The sequence below is a fragment of the Methylobacterium sp. Leaf112 genome (genome assembly GCF_001423295.1).
In the GTDB taxonomy this organism is placed as follows: Bacteria; Pseudomonadota; Alphaproteobacteria; order Rhizobiales; family Beijerinckiaceae; genus Methylobacterium.
Genome location: NZ_LMNG01000031.1, coordinates 454,405 through 474,979, shown reverse-complemented (window position 1 = coordinate 474,979; position 20,575 = coordinate 454,405). Strand labels below are relative to the sequence as shown.

Sequence of the window (20,575 nt, the reverse complement as noted above, 5' to 3'; positions counted from 1 at the left end):
GGATCGGAACGCACCCTCGGGCTATCGAGCGGCGGTCCGTGGAGGAAAGGCTTCTCGGGCATTCGACCCGGGCCATGGCGTTGGCCCCAGGCACACCATCAATCGGCCGAAAGGAAGGCATCATGCCCCTCGTTACCGGAGATCAGGCTCCCGACTTCGATCTGCCCGGGGCTGGCGGCGACGCCATCCGCCTGGGCGATCTCACCGGCCGCAAGGTGGTTCTGTACTTCTACCCGAAAGACGACACGAGCGGGTGTACCCTGGAAGCGCAGGGATTCAACGCCCTCGGGCCGGCATTCGCGGCTGCCGACACGATCGTGATCGGAGTCTCGCCCGATTCGGTGAAGAGCCACGACAAGTTCAGGGCGAAGTACGACCTTACCTTTCCGCTGGCCTCGGACGAGTCGAAGGCCATGCTGGAGGCCTACGGGGTGTGGGTCGAGAAGAGCATGTACGGCCGGAAGTACATGGGGGTCGAGCGTACGACGATGCTGCTCGACCGCTCGGGCCGCATCGTCCGGATCTGGCCGAAGGTGAAGGTTCCGGGCCATGCCGAGGAGGTCCTGGCGGCGGCGCAGGGCGAGGCCTGAGCCGGCATCGGCGTGACGCCCCTGACCCGCATGGTGAATCCCAAGGCGTGATGGTGAGCCTTCGTTAACCCTGATCCGGCCAGATGGTGCGTGTTGGATCAGGTTCACGTCGATGCCCTTCCTCACCCGTCAGCCCCACGACACGGCGAAGCCCAAGGCCGTGGCCGGACCGGGAGCCGGTCCCTTCGGGCGGGGACCCGGTCTGCGGGTCCTCGGAGCAGCGTTGGCACTCTCGACGGCCTGGGCCGGTGGAGCCACCTACTACCTCGTGTTCCACGACGAAGTGCTGGCTCGCTTCGTGTCGCAGCAGAGTACGATGCAGTACGGCTACGAGTCGCGCATCGCCGCCCTCCGCTTCGAACTCGAACGGGCAACCGTGGAGCAGGTGACGACGCGCGACGGCCTCGCGACGCGTCTGGCCGATCTGTCCCGGCGCCAGGCTGCCCTCGAATCGCGTCAGGGCGTACTTTCGGCTTTGGCCGGCGACCCCGTGGCGTCCCGCCTGCCCGAATTGCCGGCCCAGGTACCGGCCGAGGACGAGATCGTGCGTGAGGCCGCCCAGCGGCGTCCCGGCGCCACGGCCAAGCCGTTCCCGACACCGGAACCGGTGCCGGCTGTAGATTCCCCGGTCGAGCCCCTGGATCTGCGCGGCGCCCGGGAATCCTTCCGCCGCACCGGCCTCGTCGTGGCCCATCTGGCGCGCCGCCTCGACGGCTTGGCCGAGGCTCAGTCCCGAGCGGTCGCCGGCATCGGCGCGAGTGCCGGACGCACGGCTCAGCGCCTACGCGGACTCGTTGCCCGAACAGGCCTGGATCCGTCGCGGTTCGAGTCGCGCGAGCCCGGCCTCGGCGGACCCCTGGTGCCCCTCGGCGACGATCCGTTCGGGATCGCCGCTGCTCAGGCGCAACGGGCCGTCACCGAGGCGGCCGCCCTTCGCCGCATCACCGAGACCTTGCCCCTGCGACGGCCCATCGCCGGCGACATGCCGGTGTCGAGCACCTTCGGCGCCCGCCTCGACCCGTTCACGCGGGGCTACGCCATGCATACGGGCCTGGATCTGCGCGCCGAGACCGGTGAGCCGGCCTACGCCACGGCGGCCGGACGCGTCACGGTCGCCGACTACAACGGCGGGTACGGCAACATGGTGGAGATCGATCACGGCCACGGGCTGGCGACACGCTACGCGCATCTCTCAGCCTACGCGGTGACACCGGGGCAGTGGGTCGCAGCCGGGGCCCTCGTCGGCCGCGTCGGCTCGACGGGCCGCTCGACGGGGAGCCATCTGCATTACGAGACCCGGATCGACGGGGAGCCCGTCGATCCGCAGCGCTTCCTTCGATTGGCCGACGCCCTCGCTCAGGTTCCTTGAGAGAAGGGTCGCCCGAAAAGTCTCAGTCGAGATCCTCGACCGCGTCGGCGCCGCCGTAGACACGCTGGGCCAGGGATGCCTCCATGAACGGATCCAGCGCCCCGTCGAGCACCGCGTCCGGATCGGTGGATTGCGTCCCCGTGCGCAGGTCCTTCACCAGCTGATACGGTTGCAGCACGTAGGATCGGATCTGGTGGCCCCAGCCGATATCCGTCTTGGCGGCGGCCTCGGCGTTGGCCTTCTCCTCCCGCTTCTTCAACTCGGCCTCGTACATGCGGGCGCGCAGCATGTTCCAGGCGGTGGCCCGGTTCTTGTGCTGCGACCGCTCCTGCTGGCACGCCACCACGATCCCGGTGGGATTGTGGGTGATGCGCACGGCGGAATCCGTGGTGTTCACGTGCTGGCCGCCGGCGCCCGACGAGCGGTAGGTGTCGATGCGGCAGTCGGATTCCTTGATCTCGATGACGATGCGGTCGTCGATCACCGGATAGACCCACACGGAGGCGAAGCTCGTGTGCCGGCGCGCGCTCGAATCGTAGGGCGAGATCCGTACCAGCCGGTGCACGCCCGACTCGGTCTTGAGCCAACCGTAGGCGTTGTGGCCCTTGATCAGGAGCGTGGCGCCCTTGATCCCGGCCTCGTCGCCGTCCGACCACTCGACGATCTCGACCTTGTACTTCCTGCGCTCGGCCCAGCGCCCGTACATGCGTTGGAGCATGTTGGCCCAGTCCTGGCTCTCCGTGCCGCCGGCCCCCGAATGGACTTCGAGATAGGTGTCGAAGCCGTCGGCCTCGCCGGACAGGAGGGTCTCGATCTGGCGGCGCGCGGCCTCCTTCTCGACGGCGCGGACGCCGTTCTCGCCTTCCAGAACCGTGTCCTGGTCGCCCTCCATCTCACCGAGTTCGATGAGGGTGGCGGCGTCGTCGAGGTCCTGGGACAGGCGCTTGATGGAGGTGAAGGCCTCGTCGAGCTGCGTGCGCTCGCGCATGACGTTCTGCGCGGCCTCCGCATCGTTCCACAGGGCCGGGTCCTCGGACGCCGCGTTCAGCTCCGCGAGGCGTTTTTCGACGGTATCCCAGTCAAAGATGCCTCCTCAGCAGTCCGATCGACTGCTTGGCGGCATCCGAGAGTTGTTCGATCTCGGCGCGCATCTGGTGTTTCGGGCTCGTGTGCGAGGTGTGAGCGCGGGTGATACCGACCCGCCCGCATGGTGTAAACGCCGGAGCGCTCCCCGATGACGACCCGGACCATGAACCGCGACCGCCCCGCCCCGCTGCAGGAACGCCCGACGCTCCTCGCCGCCACCGTCGCGGTTGTGGCGATGGGCACGGTCCTGCGCCTCGTGCCCTTGGGCTTGCCGCCGGCCCTGGTGAAGTATGGCGGGTCGATCCTTTGGGGCGCGATGGTCTACGGCCTCGTGGCGACCGTCCTGCCGCGCCCGCGCCGCCGCATCGTCGTCCTGGCCGCCCTCGTGGCGCTTGCCGTCGAGCTGGTGCGCCTCGTCCACGCGCCGGGGCTCGACGCATTCCGGGCGACCCTGGCCGGACAGCTCCTGCTCGGACGGATCTTCTCCCTGTGGAACCTCACGGCGTACGCGGCCGGCATCGCCGGCGCCGTCCTCGTGGATTCACGCCTGCGGCGCACGCCCACCCGGGGCGCGCCGTCCGATCCTCAGCGGCGATAATCCTGCGGGCCGATGCGGGCCGGGTTGAGGACGTATTCGCGCGGATGGGTCGAGCCGTCGAGGCGGCCTTCGCTGTGGCTGTCGCTGAAATACTCGGTGCCGGTGAAACCGAACCCCCCGCCGTTCATCACGCTCGGAACCGGGATGGCGCGTGGATCATCGGGGAACGGACGTCCCGTGGCGAAGTCGGTGGGTAGGACCACCGGTCCGTCGGCGGCGTGGTAGCGGGTCTCGGCCACGGCCGATGCGGTGAGTCCGAGCCCGACGAGGCCGGCGGCGAGGATCGTTCGCGAGGTCAGCGACACGGGCAGGCTCCAGGGAGAGAGGATCGGAGGGATACGTCTGCCGCCCACCATGGCGCAAACCCGGCGCCCTGTCCGTGGCCCTTCGGCGTCACCACGCGACTGCGCGGCCTCGCCCTGTGGGAAACGGAAAGGCGCGTTGCCGTCAGCCCTTGGAGTGGATCACCACCTCGGACTCGCGCTGGATCGGGGTGCAATTCGAGTAGAACGCGTTCAGCACCACCGGGCGCGAGTCGCAGGCATAGCCGAGGCCCGGCGCCGGTGCCGGGACGGGGTCACGGGCGACGATGGGCTTCGGGGCGCAGGCGCCGGCCGACGCGGCCAGCGCCAGCGCGGCAATCAGGGTCAATCGGCGCATGCGATCCTCTGCGAATGAAACTCGCGACATCGCCCGACCCTGCGGATGCCGGCCACGGGTGACAAGCCGCGCCGTCCGCCCGTGCACCGCTTTGCCGGTGCCTGTCGCCGCCGCGCAACAAGTGCGGCGGCGTACGCCTCAGTCGGCCTTGCGCTTCAGCCGGCCTTGCGCCTCAGCCTGCCTTGGCGAGGGGGGGCGATCCGGCCGGGGCGGCGGCCGGGGGCACCACATTGTGGAGCGTCCGATCGGAGCTGTCGAAGAACCGCCGGATGTTGCGGGCGGCCTGCCGGATGCGCTGCTCATTCTCCACCAGGGCGATGCGCACGAAGTTGTCGCCGTGCTCGCCGAAGCCGATGCCGGGGGCCACCGCCACGTCGGACTTCTCCAGGAGGAGCTTGGAGAATTCGAGGCTGCCCAGCGCCTGGTACTTCTCCGGGATCGGCACCCAGGCGAACATCGAGGCGGAGGGGCTGGGGATCTTCCAGCCGGTCTTGTCGAACGACTCGATGAGGGCGTCGCGGCGCTTCTTGTAGATGGAGCGCATCTCGGCGATGCAGTCCTCCGGTCCGTTCAGCGCGGCGGTCGCCGCCACCTGGATCGGCGTGAACGCGCCGTAATCGAGGTAGGATTTCACCCGGGTCAGCGCCGCCAGCAGCCGCTCGTTGCCCACGGCGAAGCCCATGCGCCAGCCGGCCATGGAGAACGTCTTCGACAGGGACGTGAACTCGACCGTGCAGTCGATGGCGCCCGGCACCTCCAGCACGGAGGGCGGCGGCTCGCCGTCGAAATAGACCTCGGCATAGGCGAGGTCCGACAGGATGATGATCTCGTGGCGCTTGGCGAAGGCGACGAGGTCCCGGTAGAAATCGAGGCTCGCCACGTAGGCCGTCGGGTTCGAGGGATAACAGACCACGATCGCCACGGGCTTGGGGATCGAGTGCTGCATCGCCTTCTCGACGGCGGGGAAGAAGGCCGGCGTCGGCTCGGCCGGCACCGAGCGGATCACGCCGCCCGCCATGAGGAAGCCGAAGGCGTGGATCGGGTAGCTCGGGTTGGGCACCAGCACCACGTCGCCGGGCGCCGTGATGGCCTGGGCCATGTTGGCGAAGCCCTCCTTGGAGCCCAGCGTCGCCACCACCTGGGTGTCGGGGTTCAGGCTCACGCCGAAGCGGCGCTTGTAGTAGTTCGCCTGGGCCCGGCGCAGGCCGGCGATGCCCTTGGACGACGAATACCGGTCCGTGCGCGGACGCCCGGCGGTCTCGACCAGCTTGGCGATGACGTGACGCGGCGCGTCGAGGTCCGGGTTGCCCATGCCGAGATCGATGATGTCGGCGCCGTTGGCGCGGGCCTGGGCCTTGATCCGGTTCACCTGCTCGAAGACGTAGGGCGGCAGGCGCTTGATGCGATGGAAGTCGGTCATGGCCTTCACGGTGTCCATGGGCGCGGATCGGGACCGAGGCGCGCGAAAGGTAAAGGGCTGTCATCACCCGGAGATGCCGGCGTGGTCTAACACTTCGCGCGTTTCGCGCCGACCGTTATCTTTTTGGCCCCGCTCCCAAGGAAAGTTCGTCTCGGGGTGGTCCGCAGGGTGGTCCCGGCGGATGCTTCAGGGCGTCGCGGAGGCCGGGCGGGTCGCACGGCCGGCACTCTCGGCCGAGCGTCCCTGAGCCTCGTTGCGGCCGCGCGCGCCTTCGAGTTCGGCCTCGAGGGCCTTGGTCCCCTCCGCGGATTTCGCCCGGATCGGGCGGGCCGGCGCCGAGACGCCCACGGGCAGGAAGTCCCCGCCGGGCTTGCGCGACTCGGCCACGAAGGCGGGGGCGGCCGGGCCGGGCTGATAGGCCGCCTTCAGGGGATTGAGGTCGCTCGAGCACGCCCCGGCGAACCCCGCCACGGCGACGAGGCAGGCGGCGGTCGCGACGATGCGCGCAGGGGCGATCATGGAGAGCCGGAGCATGACGGATGTTGGCCGATGAAATGCGACGCGGTCTGGCGTAAGCTCCCGATGCCGCGTTAATTTGTCGGAAACGAGGCCCCGCGCCGCCGTCGCCCACCCCGGTGCCGGTCCCCCGCGAATGCGCCTTCGGCCAGGGAGAGATGAACGCGTGACGACCGAACGGACGACACCGCTGCCCGACATCGACGCCCTGTCGCGCAATGCCAGCCGGTTCATGGAGGAGTTCGGTCGGGCCGCTGCCGTCTACATGAAGCCCGCCACCGAGATCGATGTGCTGAAGGCGCCCCCCGAGCCGCCGGAGGAAGTCAACGACGTGGTGCGGACCCTCGGGACCGTGGCCGAACGCTGGCTCGTCGATCCGAAGAAGACCGTCGAGGCGCAGGCGAAGCTCAGCGAGGCCTTCATCAGCCTGTGGGGCCAGACCTGGAACCGCTTCCAGGGCGAGGCGGCCCAGCCCGTCGCCGTGCCGGAGGCCAAGGACACGCGCTTCGCCCACGCCGAATGGTCGACCAACCCGATCTTCGATTTCATCAAGCAGAGCTACCTCATCACCTCGCGCTGGGCCGAAGGCCTGGTGGAGGAGGCCGACGGGATCGACGAGCACACCCGGCACAAGGCGCAGTTCTACCTGCGCCAGATCGTCGGCGCCCTGTCGCCGTCGAACTTCGTGATGACCAACCCCGAGCTCATCCGCCACACCCTGGACGAGAACGGCGCCAACCTCGTGCGCGGCATGAAGATGCTGGCCGAGGACATCGAGGCCGGCAAGGGTCAGCTTCGCGTGCGCCAGACCGACCCGGCAGCGGGCTTCGAGGTCGGCGTCAACGTGGCGGTGACGCCCGGCGAGGTGGTGTTCCGCAACGACCTGATGGAGCTGATCCAGTACGCGCCCACCACCGAGACGGTGATCAAGCGCCCGTTCCTCATCGTGCCGCCGTGGATCAACAAGTTCTACATCCTCGACCTCAACCCGGCCAAAAGCCTCATCGCCTGGATGGTGTCCCAGGGCTTGACGGTGTTCTGCATCTCGTGGGTGAACCCCGACGAGCGCCACGCCGACAAGGACTTCGAGGCCTACATGCGCGAGGGCATCGAGGCGGCCATCGACGCCATCGGCATCGCCACGGGCGAGAACGAGGTGGCGGCGGCGGGCTACTGCGTCGGCGGCACCCTGCTCGCCGTCACCCTGGCGATGCAGGCGGCCACGGGCAACAAGCGCATCAAGAGCGCCACCTTCCTGACCACCCAGGTCGATTTTACCCATGCGGGCGACCTGAAGGTGTTCGCCGACGAGACCCAGATCCGCCTCATCGAGGCCCGCATGAAGAAGCGCGGCTACCTCGAGGGCACCGGCATGGCCACCGCGTTCAACATGCTGCGGCCCAACGACCTGATCTGGTCCTACGTCGTGAACAACTACGTGAAGGGCAAGACGCCGATGCCCTTCGACCTCCTGTACTGGAACGCCGACGCCACCCGGATGCCGGCGGCCAACCACTCGTTCTACCTGCGCAACTGCTACCTCGAGAACACCCTGGCGCAGGGGAAGATGATGCTCGGCAACGTCCGCCTCGACCTGAAGAAGGTCGAGGTGCCGGTCTTCAACCTCGCCACCCGCGAGGACCACATCGCCCCGGCCCTGTCGGTGTTCGAGGGCTCGACCAAGTTCGGCGGTCCCGTCGACTACGTGCTGGCCGGATCCGGCCACATTGCCGGGGTGGTCAACCCGCCGGCCAAGCCGAAATACGGCTTCTGGACCGGAGGCCCCGTGAGCGGGACCCTGGACCAGTGGATCGCGGCGGCGACGGAGACCAAGGGCTCGTGGTGGCCGTACTGGTTCACGTGGCTGGAGCATCAGGCCCCGGCCCGCGTGCCGGCGCGTGTACCCGGCGAGGCCGGTCTTCCCTCCCTCGGGCCCGCGCCCGGAACGTATGTGCGGATGAAGGCCTGACCGCGCACGCGCCAGCGCCCCGCCGCCGGTTCGGCGCGGGGGACGGCTGGCAACGGGAGACGCGGGACGCCGCGAAACCACGTTTGTAAAGGTTTGAGCCGGTTTCCCGGCGTCCCTCGGCCCGGCCCCGTCTGGCGGAGCCGACCCTCTTCGACGTCACGGCGTCCAACACGGCACGACACGACTCGGCTAGTAGCGGCCCACCTCCGCGCGACGCGACGCCCCTTTTCGGGAACGCCGGTGCGGCAGCCGACTGATCAGGGTCAAGCCCCGAGCCCGCCTCGTAGTGGGCGGACCGTCCGTTGTCTCGGTGCGCCCCAGGGTCCCGGAGTCAGCCTCAACACGGCCTCCCCGTCCAGGGCACCTTGCGTCGCGTGTGCCGCCCGGGGCGATGGCGAACCGGGCCATCGACGCAGGCGCCGTCTCCTCCCCCGAGCCCCCCGACCCGGTCCGCCGGGGGGCCTCCCGCGTGGGAGGTGAGTGACCGGACTGAACCACGAAATAGGAATATTGTCAAGAAATTTCGGTGTCGGGCGCCGGCAGCGCACCGAAGAAGCCTTCTCCCCCTGTGCGGGAGAAGGTGGCCCGCGCAGCGGGTCGGGCCGGGACGAAGTTCCTTATGAGGAGAGCGCCCCATCCGGAGAGGTCGCCCCTCTCCTGCCTGCTCCGCAGGCACCCTCTCCCGTACAGGGGAGAGGGTTGGCCCAGGTGCTCCGCGCGACGGTCGGAGATGGGACGCGACGCTCAATACTTCCGGATGATCGGTGCGGCGGCCGGCACCGCCACGTCCCCGAACACGTAGCGGAAGCCGACGGAGACGAGGTCGGCGCTGCCCTCGGCCACGCCCGCGAAGGCGATGTTCTGGACGTTGTAGTCGCGGCCAGCGCCCGACAGGATGCGGCCCTTGTCCAGGAAGAGGTGCGAGTAGGCGACGTTAAGGGTCAGCTTCTCGCTCCAGCGGTAGCTCGCGCCCACCGAGACGTTGACGCGGTCGTTGTCGGGCAGGCGCACGGAGCGGTTCGAGGCGTCGATGGGCGATTCCTCGTAAGCCACGCCGGCCCGCACGGTGAGAGCGGGCGACCAGTCGTACTCGCCGCCGATGGAGTAGGTGAACCCGTCCTTGTAGTTCAGGGGCAGGAAGCTCACGGGCACGCCGCGGGTCTTCGAGACGATGCCGACGGTGCCCAGCCGGCTCCAGTTGTCCCACTCGAAGCCGAGGCTGACGCGCGCCACGGACGACACCGCCTGGGTGAGGCCGACGCTGAGCTTTTCCGGTGTGTTGAGGTTGGCCCGGACCTGACCGCCCAGGGGCGCGAGGGCCAGCAGCGGCACGCCGATGGAGCCCTCGATGTCGTGATGGACCGAGGAGCGGTAGCCGACGCCGAAGATCGTGCCGTCCCGCGGCGTGATGAGCGCGCCCGCCGTGAAGCCGACGCCCCACGAATCGCCCTTGAGGAACGAACTCGGCAGGACGGCCGGGTTGATCGGCAGCGGCACCGCCTGACGCAGGGTGAGGCGGAAATACTCGATGTTCGGACCGGCCGCGACGGACAGCCACTCGTTCACCTTGAAGCCGATCACCGGATTGAAGGCGAGGGTGAAGATCCGGTTGGAGCGGCCGTAGAGTTCGCCGGCCCAGACGTTGCGCGGCTTGGTCACGAGGCCGAACGGGGCGCCCGTCTGGATGCCGATCCAGAGCCGGTCGTTGAGCTGGTACGAGGTCGCGCCCGAGGGCACGATCGCGCCCTGGCCGATGTCGTTGCTGCCGCCGAGCGGCAGGAAGCCCGGATTGGTGCCGGTCTGCGGGGTGATGTGCCCGGACAGGCCGATGAAGGTGAGGTTCTGCTCGGTCACCCAGCCCGGACGCATGGTCACGGCCGCCGGGTTCCAGAACATGGACGAGACGCCGCCCGATCCGGATGCGGCGCCGGCGAAGGCTTGGCCCTGGGCCAGGGTGCTCTGCTCGCGGATGCCGAAGGCGCCGGCGGACGCATCCGCGATCCCGCCGAGGAGCATCGCCGACGAGACGCCCGCGAGGGCGATGGAACGCAACGTGATTGCCATGGATGTCTTCCCCGCCCTGGAATGATGCTCGAAGCCGGCATCTTAAGGGGCAGAGTGGCGGACTGTTCGCGACTTCGCAAATCGGATCGTTGCTTGAATTGACTAGTATATTTTCATGAATGACCTGTCGAATGATTGTCATTCTCGTGCGCTTCACGTATCGCCCCGACGACGGATAATTTTAGTTCAGATGTGAACCGTCTCGTGATCGTTCCCCGATTCGACGCAAAAGTGATCGAGGCTCGGTTTCCGTCGACGGGTGTCGCATTCCTGTAACAGCGGGCCGTGGGGTTTCGGTCTGGCCGCGTCTGCGTCACCCTTGCGGCGGCGCCCTCGGTGAGCGATGGCGTCTCTGGGTTCATGCGAGGGAGTTGCGCGATGAAGCTGATGCGGCACGGTGCGAGCGGGGACGAGAAGCCGGGGATGGTGGACGCGGGGGGCGGTCTCCGCGACCTGTCCGGGCACGTGCGCGATCTCGGCGGTCTGGCTTTCTCGCGGGAAGGGCTCGACCGCCTGCGCATCATCGACCCCGAGAGCCTGCCCCTGCTGCCGCCCGACACGCGCCTCGGCCCCTGCGTCGCCGGCACCGGAAACTTCATCGCCATCGGCCTCAACTACGCCGACCATGCCGCCGAGATCGGCGCCAGCATCCCGGCCGAGCCCATCGTCTTCAACAAGGCGCCGTCCTGTATCGTCGGTCCGAACGACCGGGTGATCCTGCCGAAGGGGTCGGCCAAGACGGACTGGGAGGTGGAACTCGCCATCGTGGTCGGCGCGCGCGCCTCCTACGTCCACGCCAACGAGGCCCTGTCCTACGTGGCGGGCGTCTGCGTCTGCAACGACCTGTCGGAGCGCGAATACCAGCTCGAGCGCGGCGGAACCTGGACCAAGGGCAAGGGCTGCCCGACCTTCGGACCGTTGGGTCCCTGGCTCGTCACCCTGGACGAGATCCCGCGCCTCGACGCCCTCGGCCTGTGGCTCGACGTCAACGGCGAGCGGATGCAGACCGGCTCGACGGCAACGATGATCTTCGGCGTCGCCCAGATCGTCGCCTACCTGTCGCACTTCATGATGCTGATGCCGGGCGACGTCATCACCACGGGCACGCCCCCCGGCGTCGGCATGGGCGCCAAGCCGCCGCGCTTCCTCAAGAGCGGCGATGTGGTGACGCTGGGCATCGACGGCCTCGGCAGCCAGCGCCAGGAGGTGGTGGCCTTCGACGACTGGACCGCCAAGGTCGCGGCGGGCGAGCCGACCCACTGAGGGCGCGGGAATTCGGCGGCCGGCTTGATTTTCCGGCCGGGATTCGTCTTCTGGAGCCATGATCGAGACGATGACCGCGCTTGCCGCACCCCGCCCCGCCCTGGCGACCTCCGCCATCCGGCACGATTGGACCGTGGCCGAGATCCAGGCGATCCACGACCTGCCGCTCCTCGACCTCGTCTATCGGGCAGCGGAGGTTCACCGCGCCCACAACGACCCGGCCGACATCCAGCGGGCGGCGCTCCTGTCGATCAAGACCGGCGGCTGCCCCGAGGATTGCGCCTACTGCCCGCAATCGGCCCACCACAAGGACGCCGGCGTCCCGCGCGAGCGGCTGATGCCCGTGGACGCCGTGCTGAAGGAGGCCGCCGCCGCCAAGGCCTCCGGCGCGCACCGCTTCTGCATGGGCGCGGCCTGGCGCCAGCCCAAGGACGGGCCGGAGTTCGACGCGGTCCTCGCCATGGTGCGCGGCGTGCGCAATCTCGGCATGGAGGCCTGCGTGACGCTGGGCATGCTCAACCCCTCGCAGGCGACGCGTCTGGCCGAGGCCGGGCTGACCTCCTACAACCACAACCTCGACACCGGGCCGGATTTCTACGGCGACATCATCTCCACGCGGACCTACGCGGACCGTCTGAACACCCTTCAGAACGTGCGCGACGCCGGCATCGGCCTGTGCTGCGGGGGCATCGTCGGCATGGGCGAGGGCGTGACGGACCGCGCCGCCATGCTGCAGGTGCTGGCCAACCACGCACCGCACCCGGAGAGCGTGCCGATCAACGCCCTGGTGGCGGTCGCGGGCACGCCCCTGGCGGAGCGCCCGCCCGTCGATCCCCTCGACCTCGTGCGCATGTGCGCCACGGCCCGCATCGTGATGCCGCGCGCCCGCGTGCGCCTCAGCGCCGGACGCAAGGACCTCACCCGCGAGGCGCAGATCCTGTGCTTCCTCGCCGGGGCCAACTCGATCTTCTACGGCGAGCGCCTGCTGACCACGGCCAACAACGAGACCGATGCCGACGCCGAACTGCTGCGCGACATCGGCATCACCGTCCCGGGTCTCACCCTGGCGGCGGCCGAGTAGGCCTGCCGGGGCGTCGGCGCAGGGCCTTAAGTCAGGCCCGCTTCTCCGCCGGAAGGGTGATCCGGAACCGGACGCCGGTCTCGCTCTGATCGAGGGTGATCGTGCCGCCGTTGAGGCCGATGAGCTCCGCCGCGATGGCGAGGCCGAGGCCGGTACCGCCGGGCCGGGTCGACCCTTTGAACGGGGCGAACAGATGCGCGCGCGCGCGCGCCGGCAGGCCCGGACCGTTGTCGCTGACGAGGATCAAGACGGTGTCGCCGGTCCGGCTCGCCTCGAGGATGATCCGGGGAGCATCGTTCGATTTCTCGTCCGCCATGGCCTGGACCGCATTGCGCACGAGGTTGGCGAGCGCCCGCGACAGCTGTTCGGGGTCGGCATGCACGGTGAGGTCCGCTGTGCACCGCTCCTGGATGACCACGGGCGAGTCCGGCGCGCACCCGGACAGATCGGCCTGATCCGCGAGGAGCGGCGCGAGCGGAACCGTGCGTTGCTGGGGATGGCGTTCCGTCGCCCGCCCGTAGGCCAGGGTCTCCTCGCAGAACCGGATCGCGCGGCCGAGGGTGGCGACCAGGCGCGGGGCGACGCGCTGCACCACCGGATCGGTGACCCCCTCTAGGCGATCGCCGAGCAGTTGCGCGGTGGTGAGAAGGTTGCGCATCTCGTGGTTGATCTTGCTGACGGAGAGGCCGAGATCGGCCAGGTGCCGCTTGGCCCGCAGCTCGCCGGCCAGGGCCGTCTCCATTCGCGCCAAGGCCGTCTCGGCGTCGCCGAGCTCGTCGTTGCGCCCCGACGGAACGATGACCCGGGCGGTCTCCTCCGGATCGTCGGCGAAGGCGGTGATGTTCGAGACGAGCAGCCGCACCGGCCGTACGATGACCCGCTGCAGCACGAAGAAGACGAGGCCGGCGACGACCGCCGCGATGATCAGCGAGGTGCCGAGCAACTGCAGGCAGAACGCCACCATGGCGCGCCGCAGGGGGGCCTCGTCGAGGATGACCTCCACCGGATCGAAGCCCTCCTGGGGCTTGCCGACGACCCGGATCGGCGTTGATGCCGGCAGGAACAGGGTCGACCACGTGCCCGCGATGGAGTGCCCCCAACTGTTGGCTCCGAGATCGACGACGCGGGACACGGAGTCCGGCAGGGGCTCACGGGCGATGACCTTGCGGGCGTCGTTGCCGGACACGATCACCGCCTGGGCGCCGACGCCGCGCAACAAGCGTTCGGTGAGGTCGTTCGAGACGCCGGAACGGGGCGAGACATCGACCACGAGGGCGGCCACCCGGGCCGCCGCGATCCGGTCCGACAACCACATCACCCGGTAGTTCGCCACCGTCGGAACGTAGATCAGGACCTCGCACAGGCCGACGAGGGCGACGGTCAGCAGGAACACCCGGCCGGAGAGGCCGATCCTCCGGCGGATCCACCAGGAATGGGCCGGTTCCGCGTCCGCCGCCGGGGCGGTGACGGGCGTGCCCATGGAGAGAGTCTCGGATTCGGAGCGAGACCTGGTCAAGACTTTCAACCTCGGCAATAGGAATTTCGTGTGAAAAGCTCTCAATCGTGATCGTTGTTCCGGATCGAAGTCTCGATCCATCGAACATCACGTATCATGCCCAGCAAGGTCCATCGGAACAGCGACGCGAAATTCGATGCTCGGATCGCCGTTCTGAATAAAATATACGAGGCGACAGGCCAGGTTTTGGCGGGATGTCTCCCCGCCGGTATGCTTTTCCCGCATCATGACAGGAATATGGTTGGCTTGGACGCCGTTTCTAGTACGATTCTACATGAACGAAAACCGGGCTGCGCTTTCGGCCGCGCGCGTCAGATGCCGGAACCGATTTCCGCGTCGTCGCCTCGATCCCGTCCCGGTCGTCGGGCCAGGCGGCGGCGCAGCACGACGGACAGGAGCGCGAAGGCCGCCAGGGCACCGAGGCCGGCGAGCATTTTCGGAGTGATCAGGCTGCGCAGGGTCAGGGTCTGCCCGCAATCCGCGCCGTCCGCCAGGATGCAGGCGGCCTTCGCGGTCTCGTGCGCCGCCACCACTTCCTCGATGGCGGCACCCGTGGTGGCGTAGACCAGGGCACCGGGGCTGAGGCCGACGATCGTGGCGAGCAGGAAGGTGCGCAGGGGAACGCCGAACGCGGCCGGCGCGAGGTTGGTCAGCCAGAACGGGAAGATGGGCAGGAGCCGCAGGAAGGCGACGTAGCCGAAGGCGTCGCGGCGGAACCCTTCGGCGAGGCCGGCCAGGCGCGGACCCGCCCGCCGTTGCAGCAGTTCCGAGGCGGGCCCCCGGCCGATGGAGAACACGATGGCCGCGCCCGTGCTCGCCGAGGCCACGGCGATGAGCGCACCCGGCACGATGCCGAACAAGAAGCCGCACAGGACCGTGAGAAACAGGCTCGCGGGGACGGAGACGACCACCGCAGTCACGTAGGCGAGGGCCGCCACCGCCATGGCGCCGATCGGATTCCCTGCCACCGCCGTGGTCAGCCAGGCGCGGGAGGCCAGGAGCGCGTCGAGGTCGAGGAGGTGTGCGACCCCCGAGACGAGGATCGCCAGCGATACGGTGACCAGCGACGCGATCGGCAGCCAGCGCAGGGCTCGGCGCCAGCCAGACCCTCGGGGCACGTCGCGAGCCGTCTCCTCTGTGATCATGTGCGGCGCGTCCCACCCGGCGGGCGACGGTGCGGCCGGAGATTCGCCGTTGTAATCGCGACGCGACGGGAATTCGACATGTCTTCGAGGCGAACGAAAGCTCTTCGAGGCGAACGAAAGCGGCGCCGTCCCGGGGGACGACGCCGCTCGATTCACGTCGCGATCGGATCGCTCAGTAGCGACCGGCCAGGGGCGAGGTCGGATCGAGGATCGGGTCGAGCGGTGAGAAGTCGATGTTGCGGATCGCGCTCGACCGGGCTCCGATGAAGGGACCGTTGGTGATCGGATCGGCCAGGATGCCGGTGCCGAAACGATCGTTGCGGCCGTAGGGCGGGGAGTTCAGGTAGCTCGCCGTGATGAGCTGCGGGTTCGTGGCCGGGTTGCTGACCGAACCGTTGTTGGCTTCGACGACGTTGCCGGCATCGAGCCAGCTGCGCGGACGAATGCGGATCGGAAGCGGCTGGCTCACGCGCACGCCGGCGGGAGCGTAGCGGCCCTGGGCCTCGGCGGCGGTGTTGAGTCCGACGCCGGAGAGGGTCAGGGCGCCCATCAGGGCAATCGTGGCAGCGCGCATGATGCACCTTGTTCAGATGAGAGGAGGATGTGTAGGCCGAACTGATTAAGAAACTCGGCCGTCCTTATGGGGATACGACGTGCGAGCCCAGGGCTGGTTCCACAATTATGGCCGCGCTTGCGTGTTCCGCCGCACTTGAGCCTCATTTTTTCGTTTGCCCACCACCGCCAGGGAGCCGGTTCGGGTGTCGGGGGCCGGGCGGCAGGCCGGATCGCGCAGACCATCGAAGCCGGGAACGCCTGGCGCCAGGGGCACCAGGGCGTCGAGGGCACAGGCCACGGCGCGGGGCTCCGGTGCCTGCCCGAGGGGAGCGCAGAGCCAGCCTTCGAAGCGGAGCGCCGCGCCGGCCGATCCGGCAAAACCGGTGCAGACCCGGTCGAGGGGGCCGCTGAAGGTCGCCTCCAGGGTCTCGATCAGGCCGAACTTGGTCGCGAGGCGTCCGCGCTCGCCCGTGCGGATCACCGACAGGCCCGGCCCGTCCGCCGCGCGCCGCACCAGGGTGACGAACAGGCCGGGGGTGGGGTCCCCCTGCCCCGTATCGCCGACGGTCAGGCGCAGATAGGGCGCCTCGATGTTCGGGAAGGCGCCCTGGTTCAGGGTCTCCTCGCGACGCCCGCTGGCGGGATCGATGCGGGTTCCCTCGGCACGGGCCGGCTCCAGGGCATCGGGATCGTCGAGGCGGAAACGCGGCGCTGCCATGGCGGTGGGTACGGCCGGCCGGACGGCGACGCCCACGCTCGGCACGAACGGCTTCGGCGCCTCGGACATGACCGTCGGGGCATCGCCCGCCATCGCCCCGGGCGGCGGGCCGGTCCTGCCGTTCTCGCGACTCTCGCGGGCGAGCAGGCTGAGCGCTGCGATGGCGGCCGCCGCGCAGGCGAGGCGCGCGGAGATCCGCAGGGCCGTCGAGGGATGCCGCTGGCCGCCGGTCGAACCGGGTCTCTCCGCCGTATCGTCGCTCGTGGTGATCCGCCGCAACCGCACCCCTCCGCCGGACGAGCGGCCCCCCTGGACGACCCGTGGCGTCGACCCTCGCGGATCACCCGGTACGATCCGGTTTCCCACGCGAGGATCGGCGGCGGATTTCTCGGTCTCGGTGAATCGCACCTTTAAGTTCGGGAGCGCCGACCCATGCGGCGGCCGCATGGGAGCCCCGGCTTGTCTCCGCGCTTCCCCGTCGCGATCTCTCGAACGGGGGACGTTCAGGTCCGAGCTCGGGCGCGATCAGGGATACCGACACGCTATGATTCCGCTCTCCGTCCTCGACCTCGCCCCGGTGCCCGAGGGCTCGACCCCTGGGGATGCCCTGCGCAACGCCCTCGCGCTCGCCCGACACGCGGAGGATCTCGGCTACCGGCGCTACTGGGTGGCCGAGCACCACAACATGATCGGCATCGCCAGCGCGGCCACGGCGGTGGTGGTCGGCTATCTCGCGGGCGGCACGCAGCGCATCCGCGTCGGTGCCGGCGGCATCATGCTGCCGAACCACGCGCCTCTGGTGGTCGCCGAGCAGTTCGGCACCCTCGAGGCGCTGTATCCCGGCCGGATCGACCTCGGCCTCGGCCGCGCGCCCGGCACCGATCCGCGCACGTCGCGGGCCCTGCGCCGCATGCCGGAGGCAGCCGACACCTTTCCGCAGGACGTGCGTGAACTCCAGGCGCTGTTCGGCGATCTCCAGCCGGGTCAGGCGGTGCAGGCCGTGCCGGGCACGGGGCTGAAGGTGCCCCTGTGGATCCTGGGGTCGAGCCTGTTCGGGGCGCAACTCGCCGCCGCCTTCGGGTTGCCCTACGCCTTCGCGTCGCATTTCGCCCCGGACGCCCTGCTGCCGGCGCTGGCGACGTATCGCGCCAACTTCACCCCCTCCCCGCAGTGCCCGAAGCCCCACGCCATGATCGGTGTGAACGTGGTGGCGGCCAACACCGATGCCGAGGCGCGCCGCCTGTTCACCTCGGCCCAGCAGCAGTTCACGCACCTGTTGCGCGGCACGCGCGGCCTGCTGCAGCCCCCCATCGACAGCATCGAGACCTACTGGTCGCCGGCGGAGAAGGCCCAGGCCTCGCGGATGCTCGCCCGCGCCCTCGTCGGGTCGCCCGAGACCGTCGCGCGGGGTCTCGTCGATCTGGTGGCCGAGACCGGAGCGGACGAGCTCATGGTCGCGAGCGCGATCCACGATCCGGCGGCCCGCCGGCGCTCCTACGCGATCCTGGCCGAGATCCGCGACGGGCTCGCGCAGCGGCCGGCGCGGGTGGCGTAGGCGCCCTTCCCCGGGGCTCCGAACCCTTGACAGGTTCGGGAGCAAGGCGTCTTGCTCCCGCCCTTGACGAATCATGCCGCGCTGCGGTGTGACCTCCGCGGCCGGCAGGCGACCGCACCACCCGAAGGGGCGGCGCGGCGCACGGCGGGGAGGGTCTGGACACGGCGTCCGATCCCGAATGGTGCCGCCGCGCTCGTGCCGGGCGCCGGCCCCGGGCCGGGCGCTTCGAGCGGATTGGTGAGGATCATGGGTTACAAGGTCGCCGTCGTCGGTGCCACGGGCAATGTGGGCCGCGAGATGCTGGATATCCTGTCCGAGCGGGCGTTTCCCGCCGACGAGGTGGTGGCCATCGCCTCGCGCCGCTCCATGGGGCAGGAGGTCTCATTCGGCGACAAGATCCTGAAGGTGCAGGCGCTCGATTCCTACGATTTCTCCGACACGGACATCTGCCTGATGTCGGCGGGCGGCGAGACCTCCAAGGAATGGTCGCCGCGCATCGGCCAGACCGGCTGCGTCGTCATCGATAACTCGTCGGCGTTCCGCTACCATCAGGACGTGCCGCTCATCGTGCCCGAGGTGAACCCGGACGCGATCCTGGGCTTCTCCAAGCTCAACATCATCGCCAACCCGAACTGCTCCACGGCCCAGCTCGTCGTCGCCCTGAAGCCCCTGCACGATGTGGCGAAGATCACCCGCGTGGTGGTCTCGACCTACCAGTCGGTCTCCGGCGCCGGCAAGGACGCCATGGACGAGCTGTTCCAGCAGACCCGCTCGGTCTTCACCGCCGGTCAGATGGTGCAGGAGAAGTTTCCGAAGCGCATCGCCTTCAACGTCATCCCTCAGATCGACGTCTTCATGGAAGACGGCTTCACGAAGGAAGAGTGGAAGATGATGGCCGAGACGAAGAAGATGCTCGACCCGAAGATCAAGCTCACGGCCACCTGCGTGCGGGTGCCGGTGTTCATCGGCCATGCCGAGGCGGTCAACGTCGAGTTCGAGAGCCCGATGTCGGCCGACGAGGCCCGGGCGATCCTGCGCTCGGCCCCCGGCATCCTCGTGGTCGATAAGCGCGAGCCGGGCGGCTACATGACCCCGCACGAGGCGGCGGGCGAGGACGCCACCTACATCTCGCGCATCCGCGAGGACGCCACCGTGGAGAACGGTCTCGCGTTCTGGTGCGTGTCGGACAACCTGCGCAAGGGTGCCGCCCTCAACACCGTGCAGATCGCCGAGATGCTGGTGAACCGCAAGTTGCTTCCGCGCCATCAGGCCGCCTGAGGCCCCTCCTCCGGTCCCTCGCGGACCGGGTTCTTTGCAGTGTTACCATCACGCCGTCCCGTTTCCGGGGCGGCGTTTTTCGTTCGGGCACTCGCCAGCGGTCGCGCGGGCAGAGCCGATCTATCTTGAATAATTTCCTATTTTGTGCATCTTACGGTAGAACATTTCATGGACAAAGGTGTTCGCCATGCCAGCGCGCGACCGAGCCACCTATCCCCGGACGACCCATGATCTCGAAGCGATGCGGCTTCGCCTCGCCCTTCTGACCACGTAGACGAAGCTGCTCCGCGTCCGCCACCTGATGCGGAAGTACGACCCAAATCAGCCCCGCGTTCCGGCGGGCCAGGGCGGCGGCGGGCAGTGGAGCCCGTCCGGAGGCGGGGGCGGTGCACCGACGCAGACGCAGCAGCGGACGTTGCTGGACGGCGGTGGCGAAGTCCTGTCGATCCGGGTCCGCTCCGGACGTGGCGACTGGGACGAGCAGCACCGGGTCATCACGCCCGACGGCGAGAGCCGCCTGTTCGAGACCGAGGGCGACGTCCAGACCATCCGCGACGGACAGACCGGCGAGGTGCTCTCGCGCGCGACGTTCGCGGGATCGGGGACCCCGCCCGAGGCGACGATTCGGCCGGTCTTCCTGCCGGTCGTGCCGTTCGTCGTCGCACCCGCCGTGGCGGCGACTTTGGAAGCGTCGGCGTTCCTGTTCGCCTACCTCGCCGCGCGGGGGCCGAGTTTCGGTAAGGCCCCCGGAACTACGGCCATGCGCTACCATTTCGAACCGTATGCGGGAAAGGACTAACCCGCTCGCTTGGGTCGGCAGGGTCGACCAGGCGACCCTCGACCAAGAGTGCCCTCTCAATCGCGAGGTGCAGGCGACGACGGACGAAGCGGCCAAGCGGTTAAAGGCTCTGAACCCGCTTCTGGATAATACCAGACTTGGGAGTATGATCCATCTTGATGCTGGACGAACAATCCTTGCTCGAATGTATCCTAACGTGAAGGTCGAATTTTCTTTGAATGATGATGGAGAAGAGCTGAAATATGGCAGATTGGATACAATACGGCTGGATATTTATGAACTATCTCGAAAAAATATGGTTTGTATCTACGATATTAAAACAGGGAATACGTATCTGGAGCCCAGCGGGCATTGCGTCTGGTGAGAGCTGCCAAGCTTAACTATCCTGAGTCC

At 68.7% G+C, this 20,575-nt stretch carries 20 protein-coding genes; 10 read left to right on the top strand and 10 right to left on the bottom strand.

Going from position 1 to position 20,575, the window contains the following annotated elements; translation table 11 throughout:
* Positions 1-122: 122 nt before the first annotated feature.
* Together ASF52_RS17960 and ASF52_RS17955 are read left to right on the top strand one after the other, a co-directional pair.
* Positions 123-590, top strand: a complete 468-nt coding sequence (locus ASF52_RS17960) for a peroxiredoxin (RefSeq protein ID WP_056174802.1) — start codon at positions 123-125, stop codon at positions 588-590.
* 112 nt (positions 591-702) lie between these two features.
* Positions 703-1,959, top strand: coding sequence for a M23 family metallopeptidase (locus ASF52_RS17955; RefSeq protein ID WP_056174800.1), 1,257 nt, complete (start codon positions 703-705; stop codon positions 1,957-1,959).
* A gap of 22 nt (positions 1,960-1,981) precedes the next feature.
* On the opposite strand, the gene prfB is transcribed toward ASF52_RS17955, so the two are convergent.
* Positions 1,982-3,110, bottom strand: a protein-coding gene (prfB, locus tag ASF52_RS17950) for a peptide chain release factor 2 (protein ID WP_156368860.1) whose coding sequence is annotated in 2 segments (ribosomal slippage) — positions 1,982-3,040 and positions 3,042-3,110 — 1,128 coding nt in all. Because the reading frame shifts where the segments join, the coding sequence is not laid out codon by codon here.
* An 83-nt stretch (positions 3,111-3,193) separates the two neighbouring features.
* Here prfB and ASF52_RS17945 point away from each other — a divergent pair.
* The gene (locus ASF52_RS17945) at positions 3,194-3,643 is read left to right on the top strand and encodes a ribosomal maturation YjgA family protein (RefSeq protein WP_056174796.1); all 450 of its coding nucleotides are present in this window, start codon (positions 3,194-3,196) and stop codon (positions 3,641-3,643) included.
* Here the strand turns inward: ASF52_RS17945 and ASF52_RS17940 are convergent.
* The 4 genes from ASF52_RS17940 to ASF52_RS17925 form a co-directional block, all read right to left on the bottom strand.
* On the bottom strand, positions 3,631-3,948 hold the full coding sequence (locus ASF52_RS17940) for a hypothetical protein (RefSeq protein ID WP_244473859.1): 318 nt from the start codon (positions 3,946-3,948) through the stop codon (positions 3,631-3,633). The genes ASF52_RS17945 and ASF52_RS17940 overlap by 13 nt on opposite strands.
* A 142-nt stretch (positions 3,949-4,090) precedes the next feature.
* The gene (locus ASF52_RS17935; protein ID WP_056174792.1) at positions 4,091-4,303 is read right to left on the bottom strand and encodes a hypothetical protein; all 213 of its coding nucleotides are present in this window, start codon (positions 4,301-4,303) and stop codon (positions 4,091-4,093) included.
* 172 nt (positions 4,304-4,475) lie between these two features.
* A complete protein-coding gene (locus ASF52_RS17930) occupies positions 4,476-5,723 on the bottom strand; it encodes an LL-diaminopimelate aminotransferase (RefSeq protein WP_056175075.1) in 1,248 nt (415 codons plus the stop codon).
* Positions 5,724-5,909: 186 nt separating this feature from the next.
* The gene (locus ASF52_RS17925; RefSeq protein WP_244473858.1) at positions 5,910-6,257 is read right to left on the bottom strand and encodes a hypothetical protein; all 348 of its coding nucleotides are present in this window, start codon (positions 6,255-6,257) and stop codon (positions 5,910-5,912) included.
* 148 nt (positions 6,258-6,405) lie between these two features.
* On the opposite strand from ASF52_RS17925, the gene phaC reads away from it, so the two are divergent.
* On the top strand, positions 6,406-8,208 hold the full coding sequence (gene phaC, locus ASF52_RS17920; protein WP_056174790.1) for a class I poly(R)-hydroxyalkanoic acid synthase: 1,803 nt from the start codon (positions 6,406-6,408) through the stop codon (positions 8,206-8,208).
* A 744-nt stretch (positions 8,209-8,952) separates the two neighbouring features.
* On the opposite strand, the gene ASF52_RS17915 is transcribed toward phaC, so the two are convergent.
* A complete protein-coding gene (locus ASF52_RS17915) occupies positions 8,953-10,272 on the bottom strand; it encodes an OmpP1/FadL family transporter (protein WP_056174789.1) in 1,320 nt (439 codons plus the stop codon).
* Positions 10,273-10,650: 378 nt separating this feature from the next.
* Here ASF52_RS17915 and ASF52_RS17910 point away from each other — a divergent pair, with 378 nt between their 5' ends.
* Together ASF52_RS17910 and bioB are read left to right on the top strand one after the other, a co-directional pair.
* Positions 10,651-11,535 carry a fumarylacetoacetate hydrolase family protein gene (locus tag ASF52_RS17910; protein WP_056174788.1) on the top strand — a complete coding sequence of 295 codons (885 nt, stop codon included), beginning with the start codon at positions 10,651-10,653 and terminating at the stop codon, positions 11,533-11,535.
* 70 nt (positions 11,536-11,605) lie between these two features.
* Positions 11,606-12,616 carry a biotin synthase BioB gene (bioB, locus tag ASF52_RS17905; protein WP_443136694.1) on the top strand — a complete coding sequence of 337 codons (1,011 nt, stop codon included), beginning with the start codon at positions 11,606-11,608 and terminating at the stop codon, positions 12,614-12,616.
* A 31-nt stretch (positions 12,617-12,647) separates the two neighbouring features.
* Here bioB and ASF52_RS17900 read toward each other — a convergent pair whose 3' ends face one another.
* From ASF52_RS17900 to ASF52_RS17885, 4 genes are all read right to left on the bottom strand, one after another.
* Positions 12,648-14,096: a sensor histidine kinase gene (locus ASF52_RS17900; RefSeq protein ID WP_082515378.1), complete on the bottom strand. Its 1,449-nt coding sequence runs from the start codon at positions 14,094-14,096 to the stop codon at positions 12,648-12,650.
* 347 nt (positions 14,097-14,443) lie between these two features.
* Positions 14,444-15,277 (bottom strand): TVP38/TMEM64 family protein, encoded by an 834-nt coding sequence (locus ASF52_RS17895; RefSeq protein ID WP_056174785.1) that lies wholly within the window; start codon positions 15,275-15,277, stop codon positions 14,444-14,446.
* A 172-nt stretch (positions 15,278-15,449) separates the two neighbouring features.
* Entirely contained in the window at positions 15,450-15,851 is a 402-nt protein-coding gene (locus tag ASF52_RS17890; protein ID WP_056174784.1) for a hypothetical protein, read from the bottom strand.
* Positions 15,852-15,956: 105 nt separating this feature from the next.
* Positions 15,957-16,829 carry a hypothetical protein gene (locus tag ASF52_RS17885; protein WP_244473856.1) on the bottom strand — a complete coding sequence of 291 codons (873 nt, stop codon included), beginning with the start codon at positions 16,827-16,829 and terminating at the stop codon, positions 15,957-15,959.
* Positions 16,830-17,094: 265 nt separating this feature from the next.
* Here ASF52_RS17885 and ASF52_RS17880 point away from each other — a divergent pair, with 265 nt between their 5' ends.
* The 4 genes from ASF52_RS17880 to ASF52_RS22745 all read left to right on the top strand — a co-directional run bounded on the left by ASF52_RS17880 (position 17,095) and on the right by ASF52_RS22745 (position 20,546).
* Positions 17,095-18,105: an LLM class flavin-dependent oxidoreductase gene (locus ASF52_RS17880; protein ID WP_056174783.1), complete on the top strand. Its 1,011-nt coding sequence runs from the start codon at positions 17,095-17,097 to the stop codon at positions 18,103-18,105.
* 246 nt (positions 18,106-18,351) lie between these two features.
* Positions 18,352-19,383: an aspartate-semialdehyde dehydrogenase gene (locus tag ASF52_RS17875; RefSeq protein ID WP_056174782.1), complete on the top strand. Its 1,032-nt coding sequence runs from the start codon at positions 18,352-18,354 to the stop codon at positions 19,381-19,383.
* 301 nt (positions 19,384-19,684) lie between these two features.
* The gene (locus ASF52_RS17870) at positions 19,685-20,182 is read left to right on the top strand and encodes a hypothetical protein (RefSeq protein ID WP_156630205.1); all 498 of its coding nucleotides are present in this window, start codon (positions 19,685-19,687) and stop codon (positions 20,180-20,182) included.
* A 67-nt stretch (positions 20,183-20,249) separates the two neighbouring features.
* Positions 20,250-20,546: a hypothetical protein gene (locus ASF52_RS22745; protein ID WP_156630203.1), complete on the top strand. Its 297-nt coding sequence runs from the start codon at positions 20,250-20,252 to the stop codon at positions 20,544-20,546.
* Positions 20,547-20,575 lie beyond the last annotated feature (29 nt).